Here is a 10,137-nt window from a genome sequence, read left to right as displayed (position 1 = left end):
CGTCTTCCGCCCACAACGAGTTCGTTGGCGGCACCACGTACAGCGACGTTTTCACGGTCACCAGCGCTGACGGCACCACCAGCTCGGTCACCGTCAATATCCTGGGCACCAACGATGCGGCTGTGATCTCCACAGCCACTGTGCCCCTGACCGAGACCAATGCGCCTCTCACCGCCAGCGGCACGCTGACCATCACCGATGTCGACAGCGCCGCCACCTTTGTGCCCGCCACCCTCACCGGTACCTACGGCAGCCTGGCCATCAATGCCGCCGGCGCCTGGACCTACACCGCGTCTTCCGCCCACAACGAGTTCGTTGGCGGCACCACGTACAGCGACGTTTTCACGGTCACCAGCGCTGACGGCACCACCAGCTCGGTCACCGTCAATATCCTGGGCACCAACGATGGCCCAGTGGCCATCGGCTCAGGCAACATCGGACTGGAAGACGCCGCCTCTATTCCCGTCATCCTGCAAGGAACCGACGTTGACGGCGTCGTCTCCAGCTTCAGCCTGTCATCACTGCCCACCAACGGCGCCCTCTATCTGGATGCGGCCCTTACCACGCTAGTGACTACCGGGACCGACATCGCGGCGACGGGCAACAACTTGACGTTGTACTTCAAGCCTGCGGCCGATTTCAACAGTGGTGCTTTGAGCGGATCCATTGTCCCCAGCTTCAATTTCACAGCCAAGGACAACACCGGATCCGTGTCGGGTGTTGCGACTGAGACAATTACGATCACTCCGGTCGATGACGGTGCGCCAACGACAGCCAACGATTCATTCAGAACCCTCGTCGGGACACCTCTCACCTTCACACGCGCACAGTTGATGGCTAACGACAACCTGCTCGACCATGCGACCATATCCACGACTGGCACATTGCCATCTGGCTTGACCTATGACACAGGAACCCAGACTTACACCTACAACCCGGCAACTGCAGGCACAGGGTCCTTCACCTATACCGTGACCGATGACGACGGACAAGCAAGCACGGCCACAGTCAGCCTGAGTGCATTCAACTCCCGCGATGACTTGGCGACGGTAAACGAATCTGCGCTCGCAAATGGCACGGGCGGCGGAGCAAGCACGTTCTCAGGCAATTTGTTTACCAACGACGCAGGTCTTAGCGGCAACATCAGCGCGATGACGGGAGGTACCGTTACGCTAGTGGGCAACACGTACACAGTAACAACAGTCTATGGAACGCTTGTGGTTGATCGAACCTCCGGCGCATACACCTACACACTCACCGCGACGGTCGACAACGACAGCGCCGCAGGTGCATCGCTCACAGAGCTGCAACAAACTTTTGGGTATACCCGCACAGGCGGCAGCGCCAATCTTGTCGTCACGATCGTTGACGATGTCCCGACTGCGCAAAACAATGTCGTCGAAATTCCGCAGTCCGGTGCACTCACCAACTACAACCTGGTGCTGATGCTTGACGTCTCGGGCAGCATGTCTGGACAAACGTCAGGGGGCGAGGTGCGCCTGACGGATGCAAACGGAAACGTAACCATCACAACACGCTTGGCAGCAGCCAAACAGGCCATGGTTGACATGGTCACCAAGTATTTTGATGAGTCAGCCAGCGTTTCAGTCCAGGTTGGATACTTCTCAACCAATGCAACGGCGGGAACAACAGTACTCACGACGAAAGCCGCAGCCATCGCTGCAATCAATGGCATTCCAAATGACGCAGGTAGCACCAACTACGAAGATGCGTTGTACAAAGTACAAAACATGTTTGGCACAGTGGACACCAGCAAAACAAATATTGCATACTTTATTTCGGATGGCGTTCCTACCGTGCAGGTGGGCACGGGTAACGGCATCAATGACCCGGCCAATGAGATTAACGGAGCAACCAATCCTGTCAGCTACACCCAATTCCTTGCTAACAATCCGTCGGTCAAGTCCTATGCTATTGGCATCGGTGGAGGTATCAGCAACACTGCACCACTCAACAGCATCCACAATGTGGATGCTGACGCCAGCAACGTCAAGGATCCCGCCATTCTGGTCAACGATCTGAATGGTTTGTCTGCTGCACTCACAAGCACCATTGCCCCCACCTTTGGCGGCAACGTGGGAACAGGCGGAACCAACCCCTACGTCCACATCGGAGCAGACGGCGGTTTCGTTCAGTACATTGACATGATGTTGGACAGTAACGACGCGGGAACGACACCGGATACGGTCGTACGTTTCAACTTCAATGGCACCAACCAAATCACTTACGACAACTTCTATCTCACCGGCACACACACCATAGTTACCGTGACTGGCGACCAGCTCACCTTGAACGCAGCACTTGGATTTACCAAAGGCACCCTGGTTTTCAGTTTCAGCAACGGTGACTACTCCTACTACTCGCAAGGCGCCGCCACCAGTGGTGACCAGTTTGACATCAGTTACAGCATCAAGGACAACGACGGCGATATTGCCAATGCGATCGAAACCATCAAGGTCATCAACGGAAAGCCCGTTGCAAATGAGGACCAGGACACCTTATTGCCCAAGAATGTATCCTTGGACGGCAACGTCATCAACGCAAGCAGCACGGATGGAGCCAACCAGTCCGTCACCGTATTCAGTTCCGGTGCTGGCGCTGACAACGCCCTTGACAACGCCAAGGTAACATCCATCACCTTCAATGGAGCTACATTCAACCTGGCAACTCCCAGCGCAGGCATTCTTGGCGGCGGAACCTACGCCGTCAATGCAGCCAAAGAGTTGACCTGGACCAGTTCTATCGATGCGACCAACACGCTGGTATTCCATAGTGATGGTTACTACAAGTACACGCCTCCATCAACGCAGACCACCAGCCCCGGACAAGGCACTTTGCAAACGGTGAGCTTTAACACTGCCGCGCTCGTTACCGCAGGTGGACTCACACTGCAAGCGGTGACCCGAACTGGCAATGTGAACGCACCCAATGGCACGGTGGACTACTCCTCCACGGGTGCAGGGGTCACCGGCGGATCCGCAAGCAACCGCGTCGACAACCTGGAAACATTGATCATCAATTTCACGGGCTACGCACAGGGGGTACAAAACGTCAGTCTCAATATCAATGCCGGGAGCAGCAACCTGACCACAGGCACGGCCATTGCCGTGAGTGTTTACGACATTTTGGGCAACCCACTGGGGCAAGCGGCCATAACCACGGAAGGGCTTGTCGGTTTGTCCAGCAACTGGAGCAATATTGGTAGCATCCGCATTGAACCCAATAGCAACGCGTCCGTTTTGATTGACGGCATTCAGTTCAACCCTGTCAACCTGAACACCACGGCAACCAACATCGCCGACACGGTGATTGGCTACACGCTGACCGATGCTCAGGGCGACACATCGTCCACCAACCTGACGCTGCATATCGTGACCAACGAAATTCAAGGTACAGCGGGCGTAGACACGATCACAGGCACAACCGGCAACGACGCCATCGAGGGCTTTGCTGGCAATGACATCATAAGCGGCGGTGCCGGCAGCGACATCCTCAAGGGTGGCGCTGGCGACGACAACCTGGATGGTGGTGCCGATAACGATCAGCTCTATGGCGGCGATGGCAACGACACCCTGGTCGGTGGGACGGGTGATGACCTGCTCTCTGGTGACGCCGGAAATGACAACTTGCAAGGTGGCGCCGGCAATGACACGTTACGCGGCGGTACGGGTAACGACACCCTCTCCGGTGGCGACGGAAACGACGTCCTTGTTGGCGGCGCTGGAACTGACATATTGACCGGTGGACTCGGTTCTGACGTGTTCAAGTGGTCATTGGCCGACGCCGGAGCAAAAGGCTCACCCGCCACGGATACCGTTACCGACTTCAATGTTGCCTCAGTTGCCGCTGGTGGTGATGTGCTCGACCTGCGTGACCTGCTGTCAGCGGAGAATCATGTAATCGGGACCGGCAACCTTTCAAGCTATCTGCACTTTGAGAAAGCAGGTACAGACACTGTTGTACATGTCAGCAGCACGGGGGACTTTGCAGCGGGCTTCAACGCAGCCAAAGAAGTCCAGACTATTACACTGGCGGGGGTAGATTTGATCGGCGGCTTCAGCAACGACCAGCAAGTCATCCAGAGCCTGTTAAACGCCAATAAGTTGCTCGTTGACTAGAGTAATTCTTTGACAGCAGGCCCGGTCGCTCCATCAAAGCCGACCGAGGCCAGCAACTCAAGCTCAGCCTCACTGGCTACACCCTCGGCAATCACCTTCAATCCGATGCCATGCGCGATGGCGGCCAAGCCTTTAAGGAAGTTCTGATTGCCGGCATTACCCTCCAGGCCCCGTATAAAACTGGCGTCCACTTTGATGAAGTCCAAACCCAAATCGTGCAAACGACCAATTTCACTGAACTGGCGCCCAAAGTGCTCCAGGCCCAACTGACAACCAACATCACGCAACTCCAGACAAAGCGATCTGAACGCATCAAAGTGGGCCAATGCACCCGCCTCCGAAACTTCAAGCCAAAGCCGCCGTGTCCCTTGGCGCCGCCTTAGCAATGTCTGCAACTCGCCGCGAAACTCAGGCAGCTGAATTGAACTGGCCGACAGATTGATGGCCAGGCCAGTCAACGACGGCTTGGCCTCCAATTCGTCCAGCCCAAGAGAGACTGCGGCAAGATCCAGCTGCGGTGTCAGTCTGAGGCGCTCGGCTACCGGCCAAAACCGCCCAGCGGGCTGCCACTCGCCTTTCTCGTCAAACATCAGGCGCAGCGGACACTCCCGGTGCAACAGACGACCCTCCAGTGATACAACAGGAAACGATACCAAGCGCACCCAATTTCGATCGAGCGCGCGTCGAATCAGCTTTGACCACTCTTCGGCGCTCTTCGGTACATCGTCTCCCTGGTGCATGTCCACCATGCGCAGCCCATTTCGCCCCTCGATTTCGGCCGATGCAAGCGCAGCATCCACCTGAGCCAAAATAGTCTCTGTCTCGACTCCGCGCGGAAAATGCCCACAGCCCAGCCACGTACTGGTCTGATCCGGCAGGAATGCGGTTGCAGCCTGGGTCAGCGATTGCAATAGCCGCTCCGCTGCGGGCTCTGACACGGCAATGCCCGGCACCAGCAGAGCAAAGTCAGCCCCATTCAAACGTGCGGCAAGGGCTTCGGAATACTCTTTGCCAACACCCGTGAGTGCGTTACCAAAAGCGCGTAACAGCTCGTCCGTTGCGTTGCGGCCCAACGCCTGATTCACAACAGCAAGATTGGCCAGCCGCGCGATGAAAACCGTGCCCCCCGTCGACTCGTCTGCTGTTGTCGCGTCACGCAGACGGGCCATAAAGTAACTCCGATTGGCCAGCCCGGTGAGGGAGTCGCAGTTGGCCTCGCGGCGCACCGCCTCCAGTCGCCCCGCCTCATCGTCAAACATCGTCTTCAAGCGGGTCACGGTCGCATTCATGGCCGTCGCCAATTGTTTGAGCTCGGGTACGGCCGGCTCCTCGATGGTGACAAAGCGACGTTGTGTGATCGCATTGGCCTGACCAATAACGGCATCCAGCGGCCGCCTCAAGCGGCGCAACACCAATGTTCCAAGGTAGCCGCCCATCAGCCCCGCCAAGGCCAGGGCCACCACGGTCTGATTCGCACTTTTCCACAAGGCGGCATAGGCAAATCGACTGTGACTGACCAATGTGACGGTGCCTACTTGTTTCCATCCGTTGCTGATTTGGGCCTGCCCGGCCTGCGCCGCAATCGGCAAGACTTGGACGAACCAGCCTGGGGCTCCCAAATCGCCCTCCGGGGCTGAGCGCTCGACCATGACTTTTCCTATGGGGTCGGTCACCCGGATCAGTTCGTAGTGCCCACGGTCAAACAAGGAGGCAACGACCAGGTCCACCATCACTTCATCCGGATTGCTCTGACTAAGCGAAAGCGCAAGCGCAGCGGCGTTGTCAGCATTCTTGATGGAAAGCTGAGACTCCAGATAGCTGCGCGCACTCAACAATGAAACGAACAGGCTGCCGGTCAGGGCAAGCAGCATGCTCGCAATGATTGCAAGCCATAGTTGACGGAACATCGACATCTTTTTCCTACTTTCCAAATCGCCTAATCAAAACCTTCAGCCCGCGCCCTTCGCAGCAAGTCTTCCCACCGGGACAGACGGCTCGTCCCCGCCACCGGGGTGGCATCCCTGCCAGACAAACCGGCAAAAACACCTTCACTATTGAAACTGAACACGGGAACCAGATCGGGCCTTCGGGATGCCGGTCGAATGTCCCCAATCAGGTTATCCAATACCAGGGGCTCGGCACCAGGCTGCGCATAGTAGGCCAGGATCATGTGTGCTTGTGAAGGAGCACTGTCAGACGACCCCACCTTGGCCCGCACATAAATTAGCCGGAGTTTTTCTGGGGCCACCCCGCCTTCTTTGAGGGAGTAGTATTTCGCAATGGCGAAGTCCTCGCAATCGCCCGCGCCGCGACCCAGGGTTTCCAGTGGCGTCGCCCAATAATCAAGTTGCCCCCAAATTTCGATGTCCTCACCAAAACGGATTTGCCGGTTGAAGAAATCGTTCACGCGCTTGAGACGCTCCGCATCTTGTGCCCCACTCAGACCCGCGACCAGATTGCGCCACCCGTTGAATTTTGCAGCATTGCTTTCGCCCCATCTTTGGGAGAATGACACCAGCAGACGGTCGAAATTGGCGCCGCTGTAGGCTGCACCGGCAAACCACACACCGCACCCAAGCAGGGCCACTGCCCCAATCAGGGCCTTAAGGTAGCGTGGGATAACCATGTTCGGTCTTGTGAACGGGCACTAAAGCCACCCAATCAATGCGCTCAGCTTTTTCGCACGGTGCATCGTCATCGCATCAAGAATTCGGGAAAACGTGAAATCCATCGCACTTAGCCCCTGTAATTGCATCGCAAGCCATTCGGTCAATACCCAAAAGCCAGTCATTCGAGGGAGAATTGATAATATCTATGGGTGGTCCACCTTGAGCATAGCCCACAACCCGCCACACTAGCCCCGCTCACGAGGCGATTGAATACTGCATTAATTTAATGACCAAACTGAAAGTCCTTAGTCAATCTGTCCTGTTCGCTTTTGCCGGACTCGGGGCAGGACTGGTCGCAGCTCAATCGCCAACTTCACTCAAAGAAGCGGTGGAGCGCGCCATATTGCAGAATCCGGAAGTGAAACTGCGCTTTCACAACTTGGAAGCTGCCCAACAGGAGCGCAAAGGTGCCGAGGGGGCGTGGCTGCCCCGCATCGACATTGAAGCCGCGACGGGTTCTTACCAAATCAAGACGCCATCCTTGGCTTCGTCTCTGAACTATCCCGGTAGCCGCTCATCCATTCAGTTGCGCCAGACGCTGTTTGATGGTTTTTCCACGCTAAACGAAACCCGCCGATTGAGCTACAGCGAGCAGACCGCATTCTTTGAGTTGCTCTCTGCCAGCAACCAGACCGGCCTGGAGGCCGCTCGCGCCTATATCGACGTCTTGCGGTATCGGGATCTGTTGCGCCTGGCTTCAGACAACTTCACAACGCACCAGGAAGTGCATGACCGGCTCAACCAGAAAGTAACGGCCGGTGTCGGACGACGAGTAGACCTGGAACAAGCAACCGGTCGCATGGCGCTTGCCGAATCCAACTGGGTAACCGAAACCAGCAACCTGCATGACGTATCGAGCCGCTATCAACGCCTGGTCGGTGAACTCCCGCCAGAATCATTGACTCCCGCAGAATCATTGGGTGGACTACTACCCGCCAACACGCGTTTTCTGAGTGAAGCGATTCGAAAGAACCCGGACTTTCTTGCTGCCGTTTCCACTATCCGGGCATACCGTGCTGACAGCGAAGTGCGTCGGGCTGCGTATTCACCTACGCTGGAGTTTCGGGCACGTCAAAGTTTCGAGACCAACCAAAGTGGTACCACGGGCGATTTTCGGGACTCGGCGCTGGAGCTGGTTCTGAACTACAACCTGTTTCGCGGTGGTTCAGACCGCGCCAGGGTCAAGCAGTACGTGGCAAAACTCGGTAGCGCGTTTGATCTCAGAGACAAAGCCTGCCGCGATGTGTGGCAAACCGGTGCCATTGCATTCAACGATTCCCAGCGGTTGGTGGCGCAGCTCAAACTGCTCAGCCAGCACGAACTGTCCACCTCCAAAGCTCGCCAAGCCTATCAACAACAGTTTGACATTGGCCAACGCTCTCTTCTGGACCTGCTGGACACGGAAAACGAGCTCTACCAAGCTCGCCGCTCTCTGTCAAACGCGGAATACGATCTGGTGCTGGCGCAGATACGCGTGCTTGCATCATCGGGTTCGTTGCTGAGCGCCTTGAAGTTACAGCCCCTTTCCAACGAATTGCCATCGGCGAATGGCGGCACGGAAGACGACGATGAATTGATGCAGTGCAGCAACCTGCCGCCGCCTGCACCCACCTTGAACCGCGATTTTGACTCCCGTCCGGCGACGCTTCCACCCGAACCCGTCAAGCCGGTCCCAGCGCTTGTCGCTCCAGCTACCGCGGTACCCAAAGCCGATGCATCCGGGCCCGCTTGCGCCCAGCTGCCACAAGTGGTCGAGACTTGGCTGGGTGCATGGAATAGCAAGAATATTCCACGCTATCTGAGCCTCTACTCCGACAACTTCGTGCCAGCGATGGGCATGACCCGCAACGCGTGGGAGAGCTTGCGCAAGAAACGCATTACGGAAAAGAAAGGCGATATTCAAGCCAGCGCCAGCCAGCTTCGCCCGGTGCGTTGCGATGCCCAGTCCGCAGAAGTGGCTTTCACACAGGGTTACGGGTCCACCGACTACCGCGACCAGGTCGAGAAGACCCTTTTGCTGGAGCGCGTACAAGGCACGTGGAAGATATCCCGCGAAACCGTGACCAAGGGACGGACGTACTGATCGCCTATTGATGAAGCGCTGCAGCGGTCAGTGTCAGCAGACCGATCAGCAGCGGCTGGTGCACCATGTACCAGGTCAGACTCCAGCGGCCGATGAACGCCAGGGCGCGCAAAGCGGCTCCGCTCCGGTTTGGCCGGGCCATGGTCAGCCATCCGCGAGCGATGGCAAGCTGTCCTGCCGCCATTCCCCACCACATGACGCCCAACCAGGGCAATACGGGAACGAAGTCTTCCGTGATCGGCTTCTGGCTGACAAAGCCAATCCAGCTCAGTACCTTTTGGTTCAGAACGACCAACTGGGGGAACATCGCGTGTGCAGGCTGTGCCAATAAACCCACGCCTATTGCCACGGCACCGGCCAGCCAGAGCCATTGCCGCCAGCGGCCGGTCAGCCTGCTGATCAGCAGCATCACCGCCATGCCATGCAGTACCCCAAAGTAAATCCAGCTTTGGGGAAACATGAAGACGGACCCGATACTGACCAGGGCGGCGCAGCCCGCAATCTGCACCCAGCGCCGCCAGAATTTGCCCCAGGTTTGACCGCTCGCTACCGCCAGCGACTGACCCAGACCCGCGCAAAATAGAAACAGGCTCAAGATACACGTGCGCTGCGTCGTCCAGAGGGGCGAGGTGTAGAAATCCTGATGAATGAACCCGAAGTGATTGAGGTCGAACGCAAAATGAAATGCCGTCATCCACAACACCGCAAAGCCACGCAGCGCATCAACGGATCCATTTCTGGCCGGCGCCAGCGCCAAGGCAGCCACCGGATGACCCACCGCGCGTCGCATCATTTACCCAAAACAGGCAGCTCCAGCGCGACTTCGGCGGGCGCATGCATGCCCGCAGCCAGCACAGCCCGACGGCCGTTGACCGACTGCAGCAGCAGCCGACCGTCCACGGTCGTTCCTACGCGAAACGGTTTGGCCGGCTTGCCATCCACCGCGATCAGTGCCGCCCCGCCACTGGACGTGTCGGCAACAACACCCACCAGAGCAAAGCGACTGCTGGCGGAAGGCGCTACGACGCCAGAATCGACTTGCGCAGCAACCACTCCACCACCCAAGGCACGGGCGACTGCCTGGGGGTCCACTGGCGGCGCAGCAGCAGAAAGTACCGGCGCGCGCGCGAGTGACGCGGAACCGAACCCTTTCAGGCCCCAATAGGTGGCGCTCACGGCGGCCAAGGCGGCCAGTGCGAAAGTCGCAACCCTCACCCCCCACATGCTGTTAGCGTTTGTTTGCATA

Annotated in this window: 6 protein-coding genes; 2 read left to right on the top strand and 4 right to left on the bottom strand. The window is 57.6% G+C overall.

The annotated features are described in order from the left end of the window. Positions 1 to 4,139, top strand: a 4,139-nt coding sequence (locus AC097W_RS15700) for a beta strand repeat-containing protein (protein ID WP_479603558.1), incomplete at its 5' end; no start/stop codon positions are given. Here the strand turns inward: AC097W_RS15700 and AC097W_RS15695 are convergent. Both AC097W_RS15695 and AC097W_RS15690 read right to left on the bottom strand, forming a co-directional pair. Then, on the bottom strand, positions 4,136 to 6,046 hold the full coding sequence (locus AC097W_RS15695) for a bifunctional diguanylate cyclase/phosphodiesterase (RefSeq protein ID WP_479603557.1): 1,911 nt from the start codon (positions 6,044 to 6,046) through the stop codon (positions 4,136 to 4,138). The two genes, AC097W_RS15700 and AC097W_RS15695, sit on opposite strands and share 4 nt — an antisense overlap. Positions 6,047 to 6,075: 29 nt before the next feature. Further along, positions 6,076 to 6,765 (bottom strand): transglutaminase-like cysteine peptidase, encoded by a 690-nt coding sequence (locus AC097W_RS15690; protein WP_479603556.1) that lies wholly within the window; start codon positions 6,763 to 6,765, stop codon positions 6,076 to 6,078. A gap of 269 nt (positions 6,766 to 7,034) precedes the next feature. Between AC097W_RS15690 and AC097W_RS15685 the strand changes: the two genes are divergently transcribed. Continuing rightward, positions 7,035 to 8,891 (top strand): TolC family outer membrane protein, encoded by a 1,857-nt coding sequence (locus AC097W_RS15685; protein ID WP_479603555.1) that lies wholly within the window; start codon positions 7,035 to 7,037, stop codon positions 8,889 to 8,891. 4 nt (positions 8,892 to 8,895) lie between these two features. Here the strand turns inward: AC097W_RS15685 and AC097W_RS15680 are convergent, their stop codons facing one another. After that, complete coding sequence (locus AC097W_RS15680; protein ID WP_479603554.1) at positions 8,896 to 9,684, bottom strand: acetyltransferase domain-containing protein; 789 nt, start codon at positions 9,682 to 9,684, stop codon at positions 8,896 to 8,898. Next, complete coding sequence (locus AC097W_RS15675; protein WP_479603553.1) at positions 9,681 to 10,136, bottom strand: type II secretion system protein N; 456 nt, start codon at positions 10,134 to 10,136, stop codon at positions 9,681 to 9,683. The genes AC097W_RS15680 and AC097W_RS15675 overlap by 4 nt, the downstream gene beginning before the upstream one ends. Position 10,137 lies beyond the last annotated feature (1 nt).

Source organism: Rhodoferax sp. GT1R46, assembly GCF_056521285.1.
This window is presented reverse-complemented; position numbering and strand designations above follow the sequence as displayed.